This window comes from Flexivirga caeni, from assembly GCF_003724155.1.
GTDB lineage: Bacteria > Actinomycetota > Actinomycetes > Actinomycetales > Dermatophilaceae > Flexivirga > Flexivirga caeni.
Map to the genome: position 1 here is coordinate 1 of NZ_RJJQ01000005.1, position 20,993 is coordinate 20,993.

Genomic DNA, 20,993 nt, shown 5'->3' on the forward strand with positions numbered 1-20,993 from the left:
ACGCCTGGATCAACAAACCACCCGAGGAAGAACAGGAGGACCAACAACCAGCTGCTTAAGAACCGCTGGCCCCAAACATCTTGACAAATTCCGCCGAGGCGGACCTGGACCACGACACCGCATACACCCCCGGCGCGCAAACCCCGGCGGCTGGTGGGACGCACCCGCAGAACCTGCACGCCGCGCACCGGGGGCATCACCAAGCGAAAACAGGCCGGTTCTGGACCAGTGCGCAGCATGAGGATGCGTCGATCACCTGGCGAACCCTGACCCGGCGGGTGACCACGACCCCGTCCGATCACCACCGCCCAGAAAATCACCACCCGCCCCAGGTGAGTGAGATTGAGCAGGGATTCGGCATCCGCCTCGCGCTGCTGCGCGAACCGGACCTGCACCGGACCGTGTTCACCGACATCGACGACATGCGGGTGCTGACCGAGGTCATCGAAGAACAGCAACCGGACCGGCGGCTGATCCGCGGCAAGATCCAGTACGGCCGCTGCTACGGAGCCCGCGTCGAGTACCCCGAACCCCCACCACCCTTCTAACGACGGAACGCCCGGGCGATGCGCGCAGCGTGGCAAGGTGACGAAGTGCTCCGATTTAGCCATGCCGAGACTGTCGCTGCGGGCTCGCGATTGCTCGGGAGGAAGCTGCGGTTGCTGCGCGTGCTCACAGGCGGGTAGGACGCCGTCGCCGTGCTCACCACCGACGGTGCGGATTCCTATGTCATCCGGGCGTTTCCGCGCTCGTCGCTCGCCGTGGCGCACGAGCTCGAGGTCCTCGAACGACTGTATCCACTGGGCGAGCTGGTCCCGCGTCAGGTGGCACACGGGCGCGACGACGGCATACCGGTCATCGTCACCACAGCGCTCGGCGGGCACCACCCCGACCCGGACCTGCCGCCCGAGACAATCGCGGTGCAGATGGCCGACGCTCTCGCAAAGGTCCACCGTCTCGACGGGACCGGATTGCGGACGGAACCGCACACCGACGCGGCCGGCGAACGCGTGCTCACGCACTTCGACTTCTGGTGCGGCAACGCGCTGTGGGATGGCGATCGGCTGGTCGGCCTCGTCGACTGCAGTGGTGCGCGCCTGGCGCCCCGCGGCGTCGACGTCGCCTGGTGCCGACAAGACCTGGTCTTGCTCGGGTCACGCGACGCGGCCGACCTCTTCTTGCGGACCTACGAGGAGCGGTCCGGCCACGCCGTCGATGACATCCACGCATGGGACGTGCGGGCGGCCACCCAGGCCGGCCCAAGCGTCGAATCGTGGGACGTCAACTATTGCGGCATCGGTCGCACCGAACTCACCTCGGCTGTGCTACGCGAGCGGTTCGACGCCTGGACGGCCTCACTGCGCGGGTGATCTCGCCGCGATCCACCCCGCCCCTCACCCCCGCGCAGCCGACACGGCACTCAGCGCACCGAGCCCCACCATGACGGCGGCGGCGACCCGGGTGATCCAGGTGATCGGCAGCCAGCGCAGCAACGTCCGCCCACCCAGGATGGCGAGCAGGCCCACGGCCCACAAGCCCAGCGTGGCACCGATGCCGACGGACACCGGATCGTGATATTTCGCCGCGAGATTCGCGGTCAGGATCTGCGTCAGGTCGCCCCACTCGGCGACAAAGATCACGCCATACCCGAGCGAGGCGACCTTGACGAACCCGGCGCCGTCGAACCGGCCCGACGCCGCACCACCCGACTCCGCCTCGGCCTCGCCTGCAGCATCGACGTCCTCCGGGTGCGCTCCCTCCCGCCAGATGAGCCACGCACCGAGCAGGAAGAGTATGGCGACGAGCGCCTCCAGCAGCCGGCCCGGCAACAGGTGCAGCAACTCCCCGGCGCACACGGCGATCACCACATGCGTGAGGAAGGCCGCCGCGATGCCGGTGAACACCCACGGCCACGGGAAACGGGTGCCGAGCACCAGCCCGGCGACGGCGCTCTTGTCGGGCAGTTCGGCTACGAAGGCGAGCACGAAGACGGTGGCGATGATGCCGAGGTCGAACACGGGAGTTCCTGATCGTCTGGCCGGCCCGGCGCATCCGAAAAAGGACGAGCACGTCGAACCGGCAGCGGGTAGCTGGCATGGTTCGAACGTCTCGTCCGGTCACCGATGGCGACCCCGGACACCGGGCGGCGCGCCGCCAGTATGTCGACATCCGGTCGAGGGACTACTCCCGTTCGCAGGCGAGACTACCGGACGGTCATCGATGGGCTCAGGGCTGACCACTAACCTTGATGGGGTGAGCCATTTCCTCGATCGTGCCGAGATCAACGAGCGGCTCGCCGACAGCCCGTGGCAGGACGTCGACGTGGCCCCCGAAGTGGCGTCGACCAACGACGAACTCATGCGCGACGCCCGTCCGTGGCGCGCGCTGGTCACCGACAACCAGACCCAGGGACGGGGCCGGCTCGACCGCAGCTGGGTCGTGCCGCCCGGCCGGTCGATCGCGCTCTCCGCGACCTTGCCGCTGCCCCAGGATCCCGCCCGGTGGGGCTGGGTGCCGTTGCTCGTCGGCGTCGCCGTGCGGCGCGCGGTGCGCAACCTCACCGGTGCGTCGATCGGGCTGAAGTGGCCGAACGACGTGCTGGCCCGCCCGGACGCGCGCCAGCCCTGGGCGAAGCTGGCCGGCATCCTGTGCAACGCGACGGGCGGCGCGACGCCGACCGTCGTGGCCGGCATCGGCATCAACGTGCACCAGGAGCTCGATGAACTCCCCATCGACGCCGCAACCTCGCTGCGCCTCATCGGCCACGACGTCCGCTGCGAGGACCTCGTGGTCGGGGTGCTCCGCGAACTCGCGATCGTGCAGCAGGACTGGGACAGCACCGAACTCGACGATCTCTACCGCGCCGCGTGCGTGACGATCAGCCAGCACGTCCGGGTCGAGCTGTCCGGCGACGATGCCGTCATCGGCGAAGCCATGGACATCGACGCGATGGGCCGCCTCGTCGTCGACACGCCCGGGGGTCCGGTGCCGCACGCCGTCGGAGACGTCATACACATCCGTCCCGGCGACCACCGTCCGTCCGCCCCAGACAGCAATCCGCAGGAACGCGCCGCCTTCGTGGACTCGCTGGAGCAGCGGCTCCTCGGCGGGCCGCGCACGCTGCGGCGCGAGGACGTCGCCCGTGAGGCCGGGGTTAGCACCGACGAGACCCGTCGGCTCTGGCGGGCGCTCGGTTTCGTCAACGCGCGCGACGAGGACGTCGTGTTCACCGAAGCCGACGTCCGGGCGATGCGTGCGGTGGACCGCAGCGTCCGCGACGGTGAGCTGGACGAGGAGACCGTGCTCGGCCTGGCACGTGCGGTGGGCCGCTCCACCGACCGGCTCGCCATGTGGTCGCTGCAGGTCATCACCGACATGATCGTCGACAGCGACAGTCTCGGTGTGGACAGTCGCACCGCGCGCATCGCCGCCGAACGCGCCGTCGAGGTCGCGGACGACCTGAGCCCGCTGATCGATTACGTATGGCGCCGCAGTCTCGCCGTCGCGATCTCTCGACTGATCGCCGACTCCGAGCCGGAGTCGCACATCGGGGTGACCCGCACGATCGGTTTTGCCGACCTGGTCAACTTCACCCAGCTGGTCCGGCAACTCACCGAGCGCGAACTCGCAGCACTGGTGCAGCGTTTCGAGGCGCTCGCTTCCGACGTGATCGCTGCCCACGGCGGCGCGATCATCAAGACCGTCGGTGACGAGGTGCTCTTCTCGCACACCACGGTCGAGGGGGCGGTCGCGATCGCCTTCGACCTGCTCGACCAGGCGGCCGCCGACGATCTGGTCCCGCGGATGCGGGTCGGGCTGGCGACCGGACGCGTGCTGGCCCGGCTCGGCGACGTCTACGGCAACACCGTCAACCGGGCCGCCCGGCTCACCGGCGCCGCGGCCCCCGGCACCGTGCTGGCCGACACCGAGGTGGCGACTGCGCTCGCCGGCCGCAGCGACGTGCGCGCAGTCGCCCGGGAGGCGATTCACCTCGCCGGTATCGGACAGATCACCTCGTGGGTGCTATCGCGGCGCGCCGCCAACTAATATCGCCTCCATGACACGAGTGCTCCTCGCCGAGGACGACCCCGCCATCTCCGAACCGCTCGCGCGTGCGCTGCGTCGGGAGGGCTACGCGGTCGACGTTCGCGAAGACGGGCTGGCCGCTCTCGATGGTGCGCAGGGCGGTCCCGACCTGGTCATTCTCGACCTCGGCCTGCCGTCGATCGACGGGCTGGAGGTATGCCGGAGACTGCGCGGCACCGGCAGTTCCGTGCCGGTGCTGATCCTGACCGCACGCGCCGACGAGGTCGACACCGTCGTCGGACTCGACGCGGGTGCCGACGACTACGTCACTAAGCCGTTCCGGCTCGCCGAACTGCTCGCCCGTGCGCGGGCCCTGCTGCGCCGCACTCCGCCGGAGGAAACCGAGAGCGCACCGCTGGTGCGGCTCGACTCCGAGGCCAGGCGTGCCTTCGTCGGCGAAGACGAACTCCAGTTGACCGCAAAGGAATTCGAGCTGCTGCGGGTCCTGGTGCGGGAGCAGGGCAAGGTCGTCTCGCGCGAGCAGCTGATGCACGAGATCTGGGATACCGCCTGGCTTGGCTCGACCAAGACCCTCGATATGCATGTGTCCGTGCTGCGCCGCAAGCTCGGCGACGACGCCACCAGCCCGCGCTTCATCACCACCGTGCGCGGCGTCGGCTTCCGCTTCGAGCCGCCCGGCGGAGACTGATCGCCATTGCGCGCCAGACTCCTGCGGGCAGGCCCCCGGATCGCCGCGCCTGCGATCCTGTTCGTTCTGATTCCGGCGCTGATCCTCGTGCCCGGCTGGTGGCAGCGTGGGGTCCTGGTACTGGCCACGGCACTCGGTGCGGTCCTCGCATGGCGGATGACCAGGAAGGAAGCGGACCAGACCGCCGGTCCGATCGAGGAGCTGACCCGCCGGGCCGAGCAGGTTGAGGACGGTCCGGTCATCTTCGAGCCGATGCGCAGCGGCATCGATGAGATCGACCGGATATCACAGGTTTTCGAGGGGCGCGCGGCGGAGCTGACGGCCAACCTCGCCGCGGAGCGTGAGTTCGCCTCGGACGCCAGCCACCAGCTGCGGACACCACTGACCGCTCTGCTGATGCGGCTGGACGAAATCTCGATGAGCGACGACATCGAGCAGATTCACGAGGAGGCCACGGTCGGCATCGCGCAGGTCGAGCGGCTGACGACGGTGGTCGACAAGCTGCTGCAACGCGCTCGCGAGAGTCCGTCCGGGCCGTTGCCGACCATCTCCCTGGACTCGGTGATCGCCGAGCTGCAGCGCGAGTGGCAGCCGGCCTTCGCCGGCGCACGCCGCAGCGTGAAAGTCAGCGGCGAGCGAGGGCTGCAGGTCGTCGCGAGCCGCAACGGGTTGTCACAGATCCTCGCGACGCTGCTGGAGAACACCCTGCAGCACGGCACGGGTACGGTCGAGGTGATGGCCCGCCGCAACGGGCCGTCAGTCGTGGTGGAGGTCAGTGACCAGGGAAAAGGCGTCGACCCGGCCATCGCCCCGCACATCTTCAAACGCCGCGTGAGCACCGGCGGCACCGGGCTCGGTCTGGCGCTGGCGCGAGACCTCGCGGGGGCCAACGGCGGCCGGCTGGAGTTGCGCAGTGCGCAGCCTGCAGTCTTCGCGCTGTTCCTCTCGGAGGGCGAGGCCGCGCCGTCCGCGCTGCACCTGCCCGGCGTGTGAGGGCGGGCGCCATACGAGCGTATGGCGGTCGGCTCGTCAGACCGACTGCTCGCTGCGCCGGTCGCGCCGCTGTTCGTGCTCCAGCGGCTCGCTGATCGCCTCGCCGGCCGGCCGGTCGGTCACCGGCTCGTTGCGGAAGACGAACTTCTTGTAGGCCCAGAAGCGGAAGATCGTGCCCCAGCCGATGCCGATGATCGCATTGACGTTGAGCCACAGCTTGCCTTCCAGGCCGAGGCTGTAGTGCGCGAACGCCACCCAGATCGCGGACAGGCCGAGTGCGATGCCGTTGACGACGAAGAAGAGCAGGATCTCGTGATGCACCGGCCGGTTGCGCCGGTGCCGGAAGGTCCAGTAGCGGTTGCCGACCCAGGCGAACGCCGTCGCGACGGCGCCGCTGACGACCTTGGCCGCCGTGATCTTGCCCTGCATCGGACCGTCGATGAGCACGTTGTAGAGGCCCATGTCGATGACGATGTTGACGACGCCGACCACCCCGAACTTGGCCAGCTCACGCCACAGCGAGCGCACCAGGTCGACGATCTTCACCCCTATCACGCTGTGCAGCCTACGGTCCTGGCCCGGGGATTGTCTGGCTGGCCTCGGTAGGGTATCCGCGTGATATCCCCCAGGCGCGCTCCGGGCGGCTTCCCGGTGGTCGGCATCATCGGTGGCGGGCAACTCGCCCGCATGTGCCAGCCGCCCGCGGTCAATCTCGCGCTCACTCTCCATGTCCTTTCCGAATCTCCTGACGCCGCAGCGGCTCTCGTGGTTCCGTCGGCACCGGTCGGCTCGCATCTCGACGTCGGCCAGGTGCTCGCCTTCGCTCGCGACTGCGACGTGGTGACCTTCGACCACGAGCACGTGCCCGCCGAGGTGCTGCAGGCGCTGGTGGGCGCCGGTGTGCCGGTCCACCCGAAGCCGGAAGCGCTGCTCTTCGCCCAGGACAAGCTCGCCATGCGGGAGCGGCTGACCGATTTGGGCGTGCCGTGTCCCGCCTGGGTGCCGGTCCACGACGCCGCGGAACTCGCCGCCTTCGGCGACCTGCACGGCTGGCCGGTGGTGCTCAAGACACCACGCGGCGGGTATGACGGCAAGGGGGTCCGCGTGGTCTCCTCGGTGCAGGAGGCTGCGGACTGGCTGGCCCATGGGGAGGTGCTGCTCGCCGAGGAGTGCGTGCCGTTCACCCGCGAACTCGCCGTGCTCGCAGCCCGCAGCCCGTCCGGGCAGGCGGCGGTCTGGCCGACCGTGCAGACCGTGCAGACCAATGGCATCTGCACCGAGGTTCTCGCCCCGGCTCCGCAGCTGGATCCCGTTCTCGCAGCAAAGATTTCGCAGACCGCGCTGCTGCTCGCCGGTGAGCTCGACATCACCGGCGTCTTCGCGGTGGAGATCTTCGAGATCGCCGGAAAGGCTGGGACGGCACCGTCATACGTCGTCAACGAGCTGGCCATGCGGCCGCACAACAGCGGGCACTGGACGATCGACGGGTCGGTCACCTCGCAGTTCGAACAGCACCTGCGCGCGGTGCTCGACCTGCCGCTCGGCGAGGTGTCGGCTCGCGCGCCGTGGACGGTGATGGGGAATGTGCTGGGCGGCGACTATGACGAGCTCTATCCCACCTATCGGCACCTGCTGGCACGGGATCCCGGCCTGAAGGTCCACCTCTACGGCAAGGGTGTGCGGCCCGGCCGCAAGATCGGCCACGTCAATGTTTACGGCGACGACCTGGACGCGCTGCGGGTGCGGGCGCGGCACGCCGCCGACTACCTCGAAGGGACCGTGACCGAATGAGCGAATCTGCTTCTGCCGCACCCGCCGTCGGCATCGTGATGGGCAGCGACTCGGACTGGCCGGTGATGCGCGCGGCAGCCGAGGCGCTCGACGAGTTCGGCATCGACTACGAGGCCGACGTGGTCTCGGCACACCGCATGCCCGCCGAGATGATCGCGTATGGCGAGCAGGCCGCCGCGCGCAGCATCCGGGTGATCATCGCCGGAGCGGGAGGAGCGGCCCATCTGCCGGGCATGCTCGCGTCGGTGACGACGCTGCCGGTGATCGGGGTGCCGGTGCCGCTGAAGTACCTGGACGGCATGGACTCGCTGCTGTCGATCGTGCAGATGCCCGCCGGAGTGCCGGTCGCCACGGTGTCGATCGGTGGCGCCCGCAACGCCGGGTTGCTCGCCGCCCGCGTCCTGGCGTCCGCGCCGGACGAGGAGGGCGCGCGGCTGCGCGCGGCAATGCGCGACTTCCAGACCGACCTGCGCGACCAAGCGCACGCCAAGGGCGCGAAGCTGCGCGCCGAGGTGGCCGGGGCTTAGCTGTCGGATCCGAAAAGGTCTCGGGTGTATACCTTTTCGGGTACGTCCGCGAGATCTTCGGTGCGCCGGTTGGCGACGATCAGGTCGGATTCGCGCTTGAGTTCGTCGAGGTCATGGGTGACGCGGGAGCCGAAGAACTCCTCCTCGTCCAGCTCGGGCTCGTAGACGAGCACCTCGATGCCCTTGGCCTTGATGCGCTTCATGATGCCCTGCACGCTGCTGGCCCGGAAGTTGTCGGAGCCGGACTTCATGATCAGCCGGTGAATGCCCACGACCTTCGGCTCGCGGGCCACGATGTCGGCCGCCACGAAGTCCTTGCGGGTGGTGTTGGCGGAGACGATCGCGCCGATGAGCGTCTGCGGCACGTCGGTGTAGTTGGCCAGCAGCTGCTTGGTGTCCTTGGGGAGGCAGTAGCCGCCGTACCCGAACGACGGGTTGTTGTAGTGCCTTCCGATGCGCGGGTCGAGGCCGACGCCTTCGATGATCTGCCGGGTGTCGAGCCCGTGCAGCGAGGCGAAGGTGTCGAGTTCGTTGAAGTAGGCGACGCGCATCGCCAGGTAGGTGTTGGCGAAGAGCTTGATCGCCTCCGCTTCGGTCGACTCGGTGAGCAGCACCGGCACATCGGTATCCTCGGCGGCCTCGACGAGCAGGTCGGCGAAGCGCCGCGCGCGGTCACTCACTTCGCCCACGACGATGCGCGAGGGGTGCAGGTTGTCCCACAGTGCCCTGCCCTCGCGCAGGAACTCGGGGGAAAAGATGACGTTGCTGGTGCCGAGGCGTTTGCTGACATCCGCCGTGAAGCCGACCGGGATGGTCGACTTGATCACCATGGTCGCCGCCGGGTTCATCGCTGCGACGTCCGCGATCACGCCTTCGACCGTGGAGGTGTCGAAGTAGTTGGTCTCCGGGTCGTAGTTGGTCGGGGTGGCGATGACGACGAAGTCCGCCTCGTCATACGCCTCGCGCTTGTCGAGCGTGAAGCGCAGCGAGAGGTCCGTGGTCGCCAGCTGAGCCTCGATCTCGGCGTCGGTGATCGGGCTACGCCCCTGCTGCAGCAGCGCGATCCGTTCGGCGTCGATGTCGAAGGCGACGACGTCGGCGACCGAGCCGAAGAGGACTGCCATGGACAGGCCGACATAACCGGTGCCGACGACGGCGACCTTGGTGCGCGAAGACATGCGGCATACGCTACCGGCTGGCCGGAAAATCCCACTGCCGGAAGGCTGACATCACATGAAGTTCGGACTCTTCATCCCGCAGGGCTGGCGCTACGACCTGGTCGGCATCGACCCGGCGGATCACTGGTCGGTCATGAGCGACCTGGTGCGGTATGCAGATGCAACCCCTGCCTGGGAGTCGGTCTGGGTCTACGACCACTTCCACACCACGCCGCAGCCGTCCCAGGAGGCGACCCACGAGGCATGGTCGCTGATGGCCGGGTTCGCGGGCATCACCTCGCGGGTGCGCCTCGGGCAGATGTGCACCTGCATGAGCTACCGCCAGCCGACCTATCTCGCCAAGGTTGCCGCGACCATCGACCACATCAGCGGCGGCCGCATCGAGATGGGGATCGGCGGCGGCTGGTACGAGCACGAATGGCGCGCCTATGGTTACGGATTCCCCTCTGCCGGCGAGCGATTGGGCCGGTTGCGGGAAGGCGTGGAGATCTTCCGGCAGGCCTGGACGACCGGCTCCGCGACGCTGGACGGGAAGTACTACCAGGTCGACGGCGCGCTCTGCTACCCGCAGCCGCTGCAGACCACCAGCCCGGCGAACCGGATCCCGCTCTGGGTCGCCGGCGGCGGCCCGAAGGTCACCTTGAAGATCGCCGCGCAGTATGCCGACTACACCAACTACTTCGGGAACCCGGAGGAGTTCGCGGCGAAGACGGAGATCCTGCGCGGACACTGCCGGGACGTCGGGCGGGATTTCGAGGAGATCACCCTCACCGGCAACACCAACGTGATCATCGCGGACAACCAGGCGGAGCTGGACGACAAGCTGGCTGCGGTGGCGGACCGGATGATCGCCGGAGGTATGACGCAGGCCGACGCTCAGACGCACGTGGAGCGTTCGCTGCGGGGACAGGCGACCGTGGGCACGGCCGAGCAGGTGGCCGAGGGGTTGCGCACGATGCGGGACGCCGGGCTGACCTACGCGATCACCTACTTCCCGGATGCGGCATACGACCGGTCGACGATCGAACGCTTCGAGCGTGAGATCATGCCGGAGATCGATCGGTGAGCCAGACCGTAACTGATGAGCAGGAGCTTCAGCCGTGAGTTCTGACAGCGAATTCGACCTTTTCAGGACGTCCGAGGACCACGAGGCGCTGCGCGAAGCAGTGCGCGCTGTGGCCGAGGACAAGATCGCGCCGCACGCGGCGGAAGTGGACGAGAAGAGCGAGTTCCCGCGCGCCGCGCTGGAGGCACTCGTCGCGTCCGACTTCCACGCACCACACATCGCCGAGGAGTATGACGGGGTCGGCGCCGACGCGCTGGCGACCTGCATCGTAATCGAGGAGATCGCCCGGGTCGACGCATCGGCGTCACTGATCCCGGCGGTCAACAAGCTCGGCTCGATGCCGGTGATCCTGGCGGCGAACGACGACATCAAGCGCACCTACCTGCCGCCGGTCGCCCGCGGCGAGGCGATGTTCTCCTACGGCTTGTCCGAGCGAGAGGCCGGCTCGGACACTGCGTCGATGAAGTGCCGCGCCATCCAGGACGGCGACGACTTCGTGCTCAACGGCCAGAAGTCGTGGATCACCAACGCGGGGGAGTCGCAGTTCTACACCGTGCTCGCGGTGACCGACCCGGACGGCGAGCGCGGCCGCAACATCAGCGCCTTCGTCGTCGAGAAGTCCGACGAGGGTTTCGGGTTCGGCGAGAAGGAGCGCAAGCTCGGCATCAAGGGTTCGCCGACGCGTGAGCTGCACTTCGACCATTGCCGCATCCCGGGTGACCGGATGTTCGGCGAGCGCGGCGACGGGCTCAAGATCGCGCTGCGCACGCTCGACCACACCCGAGTGACCATCGGTGCGCAGGCGGTCGGCATCGCGCAGGGTGCGCTCGACTACGCGCTCGGCTACGTCAAGGAACGCAAGCAGTTCGGCAAGGCGATCGCGGAGTTCCAGGGTCTGCAGTTCATGCTCGCCGACATGGCGATGAAGCTCGAGGCGGCACGGCAGATGGTGTATGTCGCAGCGGCCAAGTCCGAGCGGGGCGACGCCGACCTGTCCTTCTTCGGCGCGGCCGCGAAGTGTTTCGCCTCCGACGTCGCGATGGAGGTCACCACTGACGCCGTGCAGCTGCTCGGCGGTGCCGGCTATGTCAAGGACCACCCGGTCGAGCGGATGATGCGCGACGCCAAGATCACTCAGATCTACGAGGGCACCAACCAGATCCAGCGGCTGGTGATGGCGCGCCAGCTACTCAAGCGCAAGTAGCGGCTGTCCGGGCGGCGTGGGCGATGGCGGACTGCGTATGCCGGCGCGGTGTTCTCTCCCGCTGCCCGCGCATGCGTTGTGCATGAATCCGGTCTATGGTGAAACGTATGGTCGGAGAAATCGTGCAGGTGCGCGATGTGCCCACCGAGGACGTCACGGAGTTGCGGACGCGGGCGGCGGCGCGTGGAGTGTCGCTGTCGCAATACTTGCGCGAGCTCATCCACGACGAGGTGTCTCGGCCGGCGATGGTCGATGTCGTTGATCGCATCGCCGCGCGTACCCCGATCGAAGTCGGCAGCAACGACGTGCGTGCGCACATCGCTGACGGTCGACGGTGACCGTTGTCGACGCGTCGATCGTCGTCCGGCTGCTGCAGGCCAGGGCCGCCGATCAGGGTTTGCGCGCACGGTTCGCTCGCGAGCGTCGGCTCCATGCGCCGGCGCTTGTCGATGCCGAGGTCACCTCAGCTTTCCGCGGGCTGCTGCTGTCCAGCAGGAGTTACGCGATCACGTCCAGCCGCGCAGCAGACATCCTGGAGGACTACGCCGACCTCCCGCTGGTGCGTCATCCGATGCTGCCGCTGCAGGCCAGAGTGCTGAAGTTGCGTGACCATTTCACGGCACACGACGCGTTCTATGTTGCCCTTGCCGAAGCACTGGACTTGCCACTGCTGACCGACGATCGGAAGTTTGCCGGTGCTCCTGGACATCACGCGACCATCGAGACGTGGCAGCGGTGAGCTTACGTCGGGCGCCGTGACGGAACTCGTGTGCGGCATACCGACTCCGGAGTGGGCGCAAGAGCGGTGGCCAGGCTGATTCGCGCCCGCGCAGTTGCCGTTCGTTGTCGACGCGTTGAGCGACTCGCAGCGGGCCGCGCTTCCGGCGCCTCTGGCTCACCCGGGGTGAATTCGACGGACTACCAACGGCATTGGGGCGTCAGTTGGTTTCCGCTCAGCGTGGCGAACACGAGGTTTGGGTGCACGGGCCCCGTGGCGGATTCGGGCCGTGGTGGGCCGAGGCGCTCGATGGCCGCCTCGATCCGATCGCCGAGTTCATCGAGCGCGACCGCGATCCGAGTCGCCACGCGGAAGTGAGCGAGGCGACCTGGGAAGGGGCTGGCGCCATACTCCCAGGGGCGCACGAACTGGCAGGCACGTTCGCCGAGAAGTCCGGCCCGAACTGCTTCGGCACCGTGATGGCGGCGGCCGGGGCGGAGGGCGCGACAGCGACGGCGTGGTCCAGCGGCAGACCCGCGAACCCGGCTGGCGGCTGAGCCGGCACCGGATCCTGACGTAAACCTCGACCGTCGAGGGTTGCGTACGCCCGGGGCGGCCCGCGGGGGCGGATCGAGCGGACCCCGAACGGATCGAGAGGACCCAAAATCCGGTGCGGATTTCGGGTCCCCTCGATGCGGTGTGGGTCCTCTCGATGAAGAGAGGTGGGAGCGTCAGTCGCCCGCGGGCGCGGTGACCGGCCGGTCGTTCCGCAGGTCGTCGAAGAGCTGGGTGGCGCGTGTCTTGTCCCACTCCACCGTCGACTGGCCGTCGACGAAGTAGTTGGGGTTGGCGACGGGCACCTGCACCGAGACGCCGTTGGTGGTGATGCCCTTGAGAGTCCACATGATCTTCAGCGCGCGAATGGGCGACATACCCTTGTCGACCGCGAGACCCTGGGCTGCCGAGTCGCCGATGCTCTTCAGCCGCCACGGCACCAGCACGTTGGAGGGCGAGGCGATCTTCTTCATCAGCGCCGCCAGGAACTCCCGCTGGTGCTCCGCGCGGGCGAGATCGCCCAGGGCGAAGGCGTGCCGCGATCGCACGTAGCCGAGCGCGTTGTGACCGTTGAGGTTCTGGCAGCCCTTCTTGAGGTCGATGTGCGCGTAGGAATCCTTGACGTTCTTGGGAATGCACATCCGCACCCCGCCGACGGCGTTGACGACACCGGCAAACCCGCCGAAGCCGATCTCCAGGTAGTTGTCGATCCGCAGCCCGGTTGCCTGCTCGACCGTCTGGATCAGCAGCTTGGGCCCGCCATAGGTGAACGCCGAGTTGATCTTGCCATGGCCGTGCCCGGGGATCGACACCCACGTATCGCGCTGGACACTCACCAGGACGGGCTTTCCACTGCCCTGGTGCAAGATCATGATCGAGTCGGTATGCGGGGCGCCGGCGGACACGTTGCTGCCGCCGGTGCCGAGGGCTCGGCCCTCGGCCGAGGTCAGACCGGCGCGTGAATCCGAGCCGACGAGAAGGGTGTTCGTGCCCTTGCCGGCCGACGGACGGTTGCCCGTCGGGAACGCGTCGACCTTGGCTACCTTGCCCCAGGCGGACAGCCCGGCCCAGACCAGCAGCCCGGCCCAGATGGCCACGATCACCACGAGAACCACCAGCACCCGCAGCCAGGTCCGCTTCCGGCGCCGCGGTCGTGCGGGCATCGGGCGCGCGCCCGGCTGTGGCCCGCGGGGTCCGGGACCTCCCGGTCCGCGGTCCTGCGGGTAACTCCGTTGGCCGGCCGGCATCACCCGGGTGGAGTCCCCGCCGTATGCCGGGCGGACCGGGATCTGCTGCGGCTCCTCCGCGGGGCGGCGGCGCGGGGCACGGCGCGGCGCGCCGGCACCCCTGCGGGTGTCGATCGTGATCGGCTCGTCGTCCTCGGGCATCGCACGAGGGTAACCCGCAGCACTGAGGACGCCGTGTAACCTGCCACGCGTGCCAGCACCCGACTCGCAACCGACCGACGGCATTTCGGTGATCATGCCGATCCTCAACGAGGAACGGCACCTGGCAGAGTCGGTGACTGCGATCCTGGCGCAGGACGTGCCCTGCCCGATCGAGGTGGTGCTCGCGCTGGGCCCGTCCAGCGACGCCACGGACGTCGTCGCCGAAGCGCTCCACCACGCCGACTCGCGCGTGCGGCTCGTCCGGAACCCGAGCGGGCGCACCCCTGACGCGCTCAATGCTGCGATCGCGGCCTCGTCATACGACGTCATCGCCCGCGTCGACGGCCACGGCATCCTGTCCGACGGCTACCTCGCGACCGCGCTGCGGACGCTTGAGGACACCGGCGCCGCCAATGTCGGCGGCATCATGGACGCCGAGGGCACCACCGACTTCGAGCGCGCGGTCGCCGTGGCGATGAAGTCGAAACTGGGGGTCGGCGGCGCGAAGTTCAAGCTGGGCGGCGCCGCCGGACCGGCCGAGACCGTCTATCTCGGGGTCTTCCGGCGCTCGTGGCTGGACCGGGTGGGTGGGTATGACGCCCGGTTCACCCGGGCACAGGACTGGGAGATGAACTTCCGCATCTGCGCGGCGGGCGGGCTGGTGTGGTTCACGCCGGACCTGACCGTGACCTACCGGCCGCGCGGATCGGTGCGTGCGCTGGCCCGGCAATACCGGCAGTACGGCCAGTGGCGTCGTGTCGTCGCGCGCCGGCACCCGGGCTCGATCAGCGCGCGCTACCTCGCTCCACCCGCAGCCGTCGCGGCGATCGCCGTCGGCACGGTCGGCGGCTTCGTCTGGCGGCCGCTCTGGGTCATCCCCGCCGGGTATGCAGGGGCGGTCACCATCGGCGGCCTCGCGATCTCCGCCGGCTCGCCGCCGGCCGTGCGGTTGCGGGTGCCCGCAGTGCTCGCCACGATGCACCTCACCTGGGGATTCGGCTTCCTGACCAGCCGGATCCGGATCGCGGACGGGCCCAGCGACTGAACTGAGCTCTCGGCTCAGTTCAGCGGTGCGCCGGTGGTGGCGCGTACTTCGTCCTCGGTGACATCGGGTGCGGTCTCGATGAGTGCGAGGCCGGCGGGGGTGACGTCGATGACTGCGAGGTCGGTGATGATGCGCTGCACGACTCGCTGACCGGTGAGGGGGAGGGTGCATTCGGGCAGGATCTTCGGCGAGCCGTCCCGGGCGACGTGTTCCATCAGCACGATGACCTTCTTCGCGCCGTGGACCAGGTCCATCGCGCCGCCCATGCCCTTGATCATCTTGCCGGGGATGGTCCAGTTGGCGATGTCGCCGGTCGCGGAGACCTGCATCGCGCCCAGGATCGCGGCGTCGATCTTGCCGCCGCGGATCATCCCGAAACTCGTCGCGGAGTCGAAGATCGACGCGCCGGGGCGCAGCGTGACGGTCTCCTTGCCGGCGTTGATCAGGTCGGGGTCGACGGCGTCCGCGGTCGGGTACGCGCCGAGGCCGAGCAGGCCGTTCTCGGACTGCAGCACCAGCTCGACGTCGTCGGGCACGTAGTTGGGCACGAGTGTCGGCAGGCCGATGCCCAGGTTGACGTAGTCGCCGTCGGACAGCTCCGCGGCTGCCCGGGCGGCCATCTGGCTGCGGGTGAGCGCCATCAGCTCGCCTCCCTCGTCGTGGTCTTCTCGATGCGTTTGTCGGTCGCCTGCTCGGGGGTCAATGCGACGACGCGGTGCACGTAGATGCCCGGTAGGTGGATCTGGTCGGGGTCCAGCTCGCCGGGTTCGACGAGCTCTTCGACCTCGGCGATGGTGACCTTGCCGGACATGGCGCACAACGGGTTGAAGTTGCGGGCGCTGGAGTGGAAGACCAGGTTGCCGTGCCGGTCGCCTTTCGCCGCGCGGACCAGGGCGTAGTCGGCGACGATCGCCTCCTCGAGAACGTAGGGTTTGGTGGTGCCGCCGAAGTCGAACTCGCGGGTCTGTTTCTCCGGCGACGCCAGCTGCACGGAACCGTCCTCGGCATACCGCCACGGCATCCCGCCGTCGGCGATCTGGGTGCCGACCCCGGTGGCGGTGTAGAAGGCCGGGATCCCGGCGCCGCCGGCGCGCAGCTTCTCGGCAAGGGTGCCCTGCGGGGTGAGTTCGACTTCGAGCTCGCCGTCCAGGTATTGCCGGGCGAACTCCTTGTTCTCCCCGACGTATGACGCGACGATCCGCCGGATCCGCTTGTCCTGCAACAGGATGCCCAGCCCCCAGTCATCGACGCCGCAGTTGTTGGAGATGACCTCCAGGTCGGTTGCCGAACCCTGGTGCAGGGCCTGGATCAGCACGGTGGGGATCCCGCACAACCCGAACCCGCCGACCGCGAGTGACGCACCGGAAGGGATGTCGGCGACGGCCTGCGCCGCCGAAGAGACGACTTTGTCCATGTGACGGAGGCTACAAGACGATGTTTACAGCCTCGGCAGCGCGCACGGCATCACGTGCCTGCGCGTCGGCACCGCGCACGACCAGCACAGAGCAGCCGTGCCCGATCAGCCCGGCGGTGAGGGCAGCTATCTGGTCGGCGGTCTGGTCGCCGAGCAGCACCCGCGACTCGGCGGGCAGGTCGGCCGGGAGTTGCGCGGCCCCGGTGGGTTCAGGTCCTGCCGGCGGTGGCATCGCGTCCGACATCGCCTGCAGCGGACTGCGCGCCAGGGCTGCGGCGGGCTCGGCCAGGTCTGCGGCATCGGGCTGGCCGACGAGCCCCACCACCGCGTCGGCATCGGTGCCGGGGATGACCGAGAGACCGCGTGTCCAGGCGGCCAGCGACCAGTAGATCGCGCGCCAGTGATCGCCCGGGATGGTCAGGCCCAGCACATCGCCGGGTGCGAGCGCCATCTCCAGATCGAGCCAGTTCGCCGCCTTGGCAACCCAATTGGCAAGGGTCTTGCCCGACAGGTCGATGCGTTCGCCGCTGTGCGCGTCATACCAGGTGAGCCGGGGGCGGGACAGATCGCCGGAAAGAAGCGCGGCGCGCAGCTCGTCGGAGTTCACGCTGGCGAGCCTAGACGCGGCCGAGAGGTTAGAGTCGAAGGGTGAGGGTTCACTCGTCGGCAGCTCGCATCTCCGGATCTCCCGCGGTGCAGCGCGCGGTCGGTCGCGCTCGGCAAGCAGCACGTGACACGGCGGCGAAGCTGCCCCGCCCCGCCGAGCAGAAGGTCTCGCTCAAGGCGACCGATTTCACGGGAGTGCGCACGACCGGCCTGCTGCTGGACGGTGACGAGGCGAGTCTGGCTCGCAAGGCCGCGCGGCGCCTCGGCCTGGCGCGCACGCTCGACGACACGAGCGCCTGGGCGGCGTTCGGAGCCGTGGCGGCATTGCTGCGCGTGGTCGACGACGGCAACCGGCGGTCCGTGGTCGTCGACACCGCGGGTCCGCGGTCGGTGTTCAGCCGCTGGGTCACCAAGATCGGTTTCGCACCCGTGGCAGTCGACGTGATGCGCCCGGAGGTGGTGGGCGACGCGATCGACGCCGGCTCGGTCGACCTCGTGGTGCGGTTGCACCCGCACTCCAGCGACCCGCTCACGGTTGACGAGGACCTGGCGCGTGGCACGGCGGCGCTGCGTCGTGGCGGGCTGATCATGATCACGCTGCGCCTCGGCCCGCGCGAAGCAGGCGGAGTCGCGGTCGCCGACCTGCGCTCGCTGATCGCCCGCGCCGACGAGCAGGGCCTGTCGCTGGTCGGCGACATCCCGCTCGAGGAGGGTCGCCAGGCCAATGTCGTCGCCGCGGGGGAGAGCGGCAACTTCGGGCTGGCGCTGCTGACTTTCCGGCGACGGTGAGCCCGTCCGGTCCACTCACGGCCGACTTCGCGCCCGGCCGCCCGGTGCCCCTCGGCGCCATCGTCGGGGTCTTCCAGCACGGGTCGGGCGACCCCGCCTTCCGCACCGACGCCCATGCCGTATGGCGGGCCGCCCGCACACCGGACGGGCCCGTGACGCTGCGCCTGCACCGCGAACCGGCCGGGACGGGTGACCGTGTCGTGGGACGGGCTTGGGGCCCGGGTGCGCAGTGGCAGCTGCAGCGGTTGCCGGAACTGCTCGGCGGTGCGGACGACCCGGCCGGGTTCGAGATCCACCACGAAACGCTGCAGCAGGTCGCCGCAGCCGAAAGGCACTGGCGCATCGCGAGATCCGGGCTCGTGATGGACAGTCTGGTGCCGGCGATCATCGAGCAGCGGGTCACCGGGAAGCAGGCGTTCGGCGCTTACCGGCAGTTGGTGCGCCGGTATGGCGAGACCGCCTCAGGCCCGGCGGACAGGATCGCCGCACTGCGGCTGGTCGTGCCGCCGAGTGTCGAGGCGTGGCGGCGCATCCCGAGCTGGGAGTGGCTGCGTGCCGGTGTCGACGCGAGCCGGTCGGACACCGCGCAGCGGGCGCTGTCGGTGGCGGCCCGGCTCGAGGAATGCTGCAATCTGCCGCGCGAAAAGGCCTGGCAGCGCTTGCGATCGGTGCCCGGCATCGGAGTCTGGACGGCCGCCGAGACCATGCAGCGAGCCGCCGGAGATGCCGACGCTGTCAGCTTCGGTGACTACCACGTCGCGAAGGACATCGGGCACGCGCTCGTCGGGGTCCCGGTCGACGACCGGCAGCTGGAGGCGCTGCTGCGGCCCTACGCGGGCCACCGCTATCGCGTCCAGCACCTGGTGACGGCCGGCCGGCTCGGAGCGCCGCGCCGCGGGTCGCGCCTCGCCATACCCACGCACCTGCCGGGGTGAGTCAGCCGGCGGTGAGCGTGACGTCAGTGGCGTCGCGGTGTGCGGTTGCCGACACGCGCTCGCCGGCCAGCGCAACCTCCAGACGGGCCCACACGCGTCCGAGGGCGACCGGGTCGCCGCCCTGCAGCCGTATGGCGAGGGCCGCTCCGCGTGCCGCCAGCTCCACCTCGACCGCGTCCCCGGCGCTGAGTGCGACTCGGACAGCGCGAGAAACCTTCTCGTGCAACGGTTCCGGGGCGACTGACTCGATGCCCGCCTCGGTCGCCGACGGAGTGCCCGGCGCGACGCCGAGAGCTGCGCGCACGGCCTCGGCGCGGCCGAGCCCGAACCAGTCGGACGGTCCGGTGCGCACCAGGCCGCAAGCACCCGGACCGTCCTCGGCCGTCACGTAGGCCGCCAGCCCGGACACCAGCGCCACCGGCACCCGGTCGACCTTGCCCTTCACCAGATCGGCAGCGGACGCCACTTCGTCGGCGATGTTGCGGATCGTCACCGCGAGGTCCCGGCCGGCGGTGTCCGGCAGCCCGCGCAGGTCGTCGATCGGCCGCAGCCCGGCCGCGCCGAGCGCGAAGTCGGTAAGCCCGGCACGCCAGGCGCGGCCCGACGTGTCGGACAGCAGGACTGCGAAATCCGCGGGGCGAGAAAGGAGTCCGGCGAGATGGGCGCGCAACTGCCGCGCGACGGCGTCGGCGTCGTCCGGCAGCAGCAGCAGTCGGTCGTCCCCGGCGTTCGACGCGTCGATGCCTGCCCCGGCCATCACCGGCCCAGCCGTGGCGTGCACCACGCGGGTGATGCCGCCGGACTCGGTCGCCCGCTCCGCCACGACCGCGCGGGCCTGGCGCAACACCAGGGCCTCGCGATCGGCCGATGCGGCATATAGCCCGAGCCACTTGGAGACGATTTTGCTGGTGACCACCAGGATGTCGCCGGGCTCGGGCCGCACCAGACCGGCCAGTAGTGCGGGCAGATCGACCTCCGGGGTCACCTCGGTCGTGAAGCCGACGGGTCGGATCGTGATCATGCGCGCAATGACAGGCCGAGTTCGATTGCCTCCGAGGCCATTTCGGCGGCAGCATTGACATCGGTCATCAGCAGCGGGATCGCCCGCACGGCGATCTGCGCACCTGCCATTGCAGCCTCGTCGGCCTTGTCGACCAGCCAGCCGTCGAGGAAGTCGGCATAGAGACCAGCAACGCCGTCGGGCGTGACCGGCACGCCGATCGCGGACAGGCAGGCGTCGGCGTGACCGCGCACCGGCGCTCCGCCCACCAGGGGGCTGACGCCCACGACGGGCGCCTGCGTGCCGCGCAGCGCGTCACGCACACCGGGCACCGACAGGATGATGCCGATCGACACGACCGGGTTGCTCGGCGGCAGCACCACCAGGTCGGCGGTGCGGATCGCGTCCAGGACACCCGGCGCCGCGACCGCCTTGTTGAGCCCGGCCACCACGAAGCGTTTCGCGGGCAGCGCGGCCTGGTGCTGCACCCACCACTGCTGGAAGTGGATCGCGCGCTCGCCGTCGCCGTCGTCGACCACCACGTGCGTCTCGACGGGCGTGTCGGTCATCGGCAGCAGCGTCACCCCCCCGGCGGGCAGACCCCACCGGCCGGCCAGGCGCCGAGTCACCTCGCTGAGCGTCATACCCTGCCCGAGCCACTGGCTGCGGGCGATGTGCGTGCCGAAGTCGCGGTCGCCCAGGCCGAACCACTGCGGTCCGACCCCGTATGCCGCGAGCTCGCCCTGCACCGCGAAGGTCTCGTCGGCCCGGCCCCAGCCCTGCGACTCGTGGATGCCGCCGCCGAAGGTGTAGAGGAGCGTATCGAGGTCCGGGCAGACGCGCAGTCCGAAGAGGGTGATGTCGTCGCCGGTGTTGCCGATGACCGTGAGGGAGTGCGGGCCGTCCGGCCATCCGGCCAGGTGATGGAGGAGGCCGCGCAGGAATCGGGCTCCGCCGACTCCGCCGGCGAGTGCGGTGATGCGCATCGCTCCATCGTCGCATGCGCCACCGGACCGCTCGCAGCGCCCGGCGGGCAACTGAAGTCGCCG

The 20,993-nt window shown here is 69.4% G+C and carries 24 protein-coding genes; 15 read left to right on the forward strand and 9 right to left on the reverse strand.

What is annotated here, in order from left to right; all coding sequences use genetic code 11:
• Positions 1-80 precede the first annotated feature (80 nt).
• Entirely contained in the window at positions 81-548 is a 468-nt protein-coding gene (locus EFY87_RS06825) for a hypothetical protein (protein WP_123270734.1), read from the forward strand.
• Between the two features lie 150 nt (positions 549-698).
• Positions 699-1,370, forward strand: coding sequence for a phosphotransferase family protein (locus EFY87_RS06830; RefSeq protein ID WP_245988514.1), 672 nt, complete (start codon positions 699-701; stop codon positions 1,368-1,370).
• 24 nt (positions 1,371-1,394) lie between these two features.
• Here EFY87_RS06830 and EFY87_RS06835 read toward each other — a convergent pair whose 3' ends face one another.
• Positions 1,395-2,018 (reverse strand): TMEM165/GDT1 family protein, encoded by a 624-nt coding sequence (locus EFY87_RS06835; RefSeq protein ID WP_123270883.1) that lies wholly within the window; start codon positions 2,016-2,018, stop codon positions 1,395-1,397.
• Positions 2,019-2,253: 235 nt separating this feature from the next.
• Here EFY87_RS06835 and EFY87_RS20860 point away from each other — a divergent pair, with 235 nt between their 5' ends.
• Genes EFY87_RS20860 through EFY87_RS06850 form a run of 3 tightly spaced genes read left to right on the forward strand, consistent with a single transcriptional unit; the run spans position 2,254 to position 5,728 of the window.
• Positions 2,254-4,047, forward strand: coding sequence for a biotin--[acetyl-CoA-carboxylase] ligase (locus tag EFY87_RS20860; protein WP_245988515.1), 1,794 nt, complete (start codon positions 2,254-2,256; stop codon positions 4,045-4,047).
• 10 nt (positions 4,048-4,057) lie between these two features.
• The gene (locus EFY87_RS06845; RefSeq protein ID WP_123270736.1) at positions 4,058-4,735 is read left to right on the forward strand and encodes a response regulator transcription factor; all 678 of its coding nucleotides are present in this window, start codon (positions 4,058-4,060) and stop codon (positions 4,733-4,735) included.
• 6 nt (positions 4,736-4,741) lie between these two features.
• On the forward strand, positions 4,742-5,728 hold the full coding sequence (locus EFY87_RS06850; protein WP_245988516.1) for a sensor histidine kinase: 987 nt from the start codon (positions 4,742-4,744) through the stop codon (positions 5,726-5,728).
• Between the two features lie 36 nt (positions 5,729-5,764).
• Here EFY87_RS06850 and EFY87_RS06855 read toward each other — a convergent pair whose 3' ends face one another.
• On the reverse strand, positions 5,765-6,283 hold the full coding sequence (locus EFY87_RS06855; protein WP_245988517.1) for a GtrA family protein: 519 nt from the start codon (positions 6,281-6,283) through the stop codon (positions 5,765-5,767).
• 60 nt (positions 6,284-6,343) lie between these two features.
• Between EFY87_RS06855 and EFY87_RS06860 the strand changes: the two genes are divergently transcribed.
• Both EFY87_RS06860 and purE read left to right on the forward strand, forming a co-directional pair.
• Positions 6,344-7,519, forward strand: a complete 1,176-nt coding sequence (locus EFY87_RS06860) for a 5-(carboxyamino)imidazole ribonucleotide synthase (RefSeq protein ID WP_123270737.1) — start codon at positions 6,344-6,346, stop codon at positions 7,517-7,519.
• Complete coding sequence (purE, locus tag EFY87_RS06865) at positions 7,516-8,046, forward strand: 5-(carboxyamino)imidazole ribonucleotide mutase (protein WP_123270738.1); 531 nt, start codon at positions 7,516-7,518, stop codon at positions 8,044-8,046. The genes EFY87_RS06860 and purE overlap by 4 nt, the downstream gene beginning before the upstream one ends.
• Here purE and EFY87_RS06870 read toward each other — a convergent pair.
• Positions 8,043-9,224: a nucleotide sugar dehydrogenase gene (locus tag EFY87_RS06870; RefSeq protein ID WP_123270739.1), complete on the reverse strand. Its 1,182-nt coding sequence runs from the start codon at positions 9,222-9,224 to the stop codon at positions 8,043-8,045. The two genes, purE and EFY87_RS06870, sit on opposite strands and share 4 nt — an antisense overlap.
• 55 nt (positions 9,225-9,279) lie before the next feature.
• Between EFY87_RS06870 and EFY87_RS06875 the strand changes: the two genes are divergently transcribed.
• The 5 genes from EFY87_RS06875 to EFY87_RS06895 all read left to right on the forward strand — a co-directional run bounded on the left by EFY87_RS06875 (position 9,280) and on the right by EFY87_RS06895 (position 12,769).
• Positions 9,280-10,290, forward strand: coding sequence for an LLM class F420-dependent oxidoreductase (locus EFY87_RS06875; protein WP_123270740.1), 1,011 nt, complete (start codon positions 9,280-9,282; stop codon positions 10,288-10,290).
• 34 nt (positions 10,291-10,324) lie between these two features.
• Positions 10,325-11,494 (forward strand): acyl-CoA dehydrogenase family protein, encoded by a 1,170-nt coding sequence (locus tag EFY87_RS06880; protein WP_123270741.1) that lies wholly within the window; start codon positions 10,325-10,327, stop codon positions 11,492-11,494.
• A 107-nt stretch (positions 11,495-11,601) separates the two neighbouring features.
• A complete protein-coding gene (locus EFY87_RS06885; RefSeq protein ID WP_123270742.1) occupies positions 11,602-11,832 on the forward strand; it encodes a hypothetical protein in 231 nt (76 codons plus the stop codon).
• Positions 11,829-12,233 (forward strand): type II toxin-antitoxin system VapC family toxin, encoded by a 405-nt coding sequence (locus EFY87_RS06890; RefSeq protein WP_123270743.1) that lies wholly within the window; start codon positions 11,829-11,831, stop codon positions 12,231-12,233. Before EFY87_RS06885 ends, EFY87_RS06890 begins: the two co-directional genes overlap by 4 nt.
• A gap of 239 nt (positions 12,234-12,472) precedes the next feature.
• A complete protein-coding gene (locus EFY87_RS06895; RefSeq protein WP_148043273.1) occupies positions 12,473-12,769 on the forward strand; it encodes a hypothetical protein in 297 nt (98 codons plus the stop codon).
• A gap of 174 nt (positions 12,770-12,943) precedes the next feature.
• Here the strand turns inward: EFY87_RS06895 and EFY87_RS06900 are convergent, their stop codons facing one another.
• Positions 12,944-14,155 carry an LCP family protein gene (locus EFY87_RS06900; RefSeq protein WP_181445461.1) on the reverse strand — a complete coding sequence of 404 codons (1,212 nt, stop codon included), beginning with the start codon at positions 14,153-14,155 and terminating at the stop codon, positions 12,944-12,946.
• A 94-nt stretch (positions 14,156-14,249) separates the two neighbouring features.
• Between EFY87_RS06900 and EFY87_RS06905 the strand changes: the two genes are divergently transcribed.
• On the forward strand, positions 14,250-15,200 hold the full coding sequence (locus EFY87_RS06905) for a glycosyltransferase family 2 protein (RefSeq protein WP_123270887.1): 951 nt from the start codon (positions 14,250-14,252) through the stop codon (positions 15,198-15,200).
• Between the two features lie 14 nt (positions 15,201-15,214).
• Here the strand turns inward: EFY87_RS06905 and EFY87_RS06910 are convergent, their stop codons facing one another.
• The 3 genes from EFY87_RS06910 to EFY87_RS06920 are packed head-to-tail and all read right to left on the reverse strand — an operon-like array spanning position 15,215 to position 17,221.
• Entirely contained in the window at positions 15,215-15,841 is a 627-nt protein-coding gene (locus EFY87_RS06910; protein WP_123270745.1) for a CoA transferase subunit B, read from the reverse strand.
• The gene (locus tag EFY87_RS06915; protein ID WP_123270746.1) at positions 15,841-16,614 is read right to left on the reverse strand and encodes a CoA transferase subunit A; all 774 of its coding nucleotides are present in this window, start codon (positions 16,612-16,614) and stop codon (positions 15,841-15,843) included. Before EFY87_RS06915 ends, EFY87_RS06910 begins: the two co-directional genes overlap by 1 nt.
• Before the next feature lie 10 nt (positions 16,615-16,624).
• Positions 16,625-17,221: a TIGR03089 family protein gene (locus EFY87_RS06920; protein ID WP_123270747.1), complete on the reverse strand. Its 597-nt coding sequence runs from the start codon at positions 17,219-17,221 to the stop codon at positions 16,625-16,627.
• Between the two features lie 41 nt (positions 17,222-17,262).
• Between EFY87_RS06920 and EFY87_RS06925 the strand changes: the two genes are divergently transcribed.
• Together EFY87_RS06925 and EFY87_RS06930 are read left to right on the forward strand one after the other, a co-directional pair.
• Entirely contained in the window at positions 17,263-18,009 is a 747-nt protein-coding gene (locus EFY87_RS06925; protein WP_148043274.1) for a hypothetical protein, read from the forward strand.
• Complete coding sequence (locus EFY87_RS06930) at positions 18,006-18,944, forward strand: DNA-3-methyladenine glycosylase family protein (protein ID WP_123270749.1); 939 nt, start codon at positions 18,006-18,008, stop codon at positions 18,942-18,944. The genes EFY87_RS06925 and EFY87_RS06930 overlap by 4 nt, the downstream gene beginning before the upstream one ends.
• A 1-nt stretch (position 18,945) precedes the next feature.
• Here EFY87_RS06930 and EFY87_RS06935 read toward each other — a convergent pair whose 3' ends face one another.
• The gene (locus EFY87_RS06935) at positions 18,946-19,965 is read right to left on the reverse strand and encodes a coenzyme F420-0:L-glutamate ligase (protein ID WP_123270750.1); all 1,020 of its coding nucleotides are present in this window, start codon (positions 19,963-19,965) and stop codon (positions 18,946-18,948) included.
• On the reverse strand, positions 19,962-20,930 hold the full coding sequence (gene cofD, locus EFY87_RS06940; RefSeq protein WP_123270751.1) for a 2-phospho-L-lactate transferase: 969 nt from the start codon (positions 20,928-20,930) through the stop codon (positions 19,962-19,964). Before cofD ends, EFY87_RS06935 begins: the two co-directional genes overlap by 4 nt.
• Positions 20,931-20,993: the final 63 nt, after the last annotated feature.

Coding starts and splice junctions, on each gene's coding strand:
- purE (WP_123270738.1), top strand. CDS start 7,516: ATGAGCGAATCTGCTTCTGCCGCACCCGCCGTCGGCATCGTGATGGGC.
- EFY87_RS06915 (WP_123270746.1), bottom strand. CDS start 16,614: ATGGACAAAGTCGTCTCTTCGGCGGCGCAGGCCGTCGCCGACATCCCT.
- cofD (WP_123270751.1), bottom strand. CDS start 20,930: ATGCGCATCACCGCACTCGCCGGCGGAGTCGGCGGAGCCCGATTCCTG.
- EFY87_RS06905 (WP_123270887.1), top strand. CDS start 14,250: ATGCCGATCCTCAACGAGGAACGGCACCTGGCAGAGTCGGTGACTGCG.
- EFY87_RS06885 (WP_123270742.1), top strand. CDS start 11,602: ATGGTCGGAGAAATCGTGCAGGTGCGCGATGTGCCCACCGAGGACGTC.
- EFY87_RS06910 (WP_123270745.1), bottom strand. CDS start 15,841: ATGGCGCTCACCCGCAGCCAGATGGCCGCCCGGGCAGCCGCGGAGCTG.
- EFY87_RS06845 (WP_123270736.1), top strand. CDS start 4,058: ATGACACGAGTGCTCCTCGCCGAGGACGACCCCGCCATCTCCGAACCG.
- EFY87_RS06935 (WP_123270750.1), bottom strand. CDS start 19,965: ATGATCACGATCCGACCCGTCGGCTTCACGACCGAGGTGACCCCGGAG.
- EFY87_RS06900 (WP_181445461.1), bottom strand. CDS start 14,155: ATGCCCGAGGACGACGAGCCGATCACGATCGACACCCGCAGGGGTGCC.
- EFY87_RS06875 (WP_123270740.1), top strand. CDS start 9,280: ATGAAGTTCGGACTCTTCATCCCGCAGGGCTGGCGCTACGACCTGGTC.
- EFY87_RS06870 (WP_123270739.1), bottom strand. CDS start 9,224: ATGTCTTCGCGCACCAAGGTCGCCGTCGTCGGCACCGGTTATGTCGGC.